1 pseudogene is annotated in these 260 nt (G+C 59.6%); it reads left to right on the top strand.

The annotated features are described in order from the left end of the window. Positions 1-260, top strand: a pseudogene (locus tag R2R70_RS21195) (hypothetical protein); the annotation flags it as partial.

Genomic DNA, 260 nt, shown 5'->3' with positions numbered 1-260 from the left:
CCCGTTGGCTGGAACTGTTCGCCCGTGAGCAGAGCACGCTTTCGGCACGTACCGGCTTTGAGTTTGTGCTGGCAGGTGTGGTGGACAGCCGCCGCAGCCTGTTGAGCTATGACGGGCTGGACGCCAGCCGCGCGTTAGCCTTCTTCAACGATGAAGCGGTTGAGCAGGATGAAGAGTCGTTGTTCCTGTGGATGCGCGCCCATCCGTATGATGATTTAGTGGTGCTGGACGTTACCGCCAGCCAGCAGCTTGCTGATCAG

Origin of the sequence: Cobetia sp. SIMBA_158, from assembly GCF_046566945.1 — a bacterium.
GTDB classification, from domain to species: domain Bacteria; phylum Pseudomonadota; class Gammaproteobacteria; order Pseudomonadales; family Halomonadaceae; genus Cobetia; species Cobetia amphilecti.
This window is presented reverse-complemented; position numbering and strand designations above follow the sequence as displayed.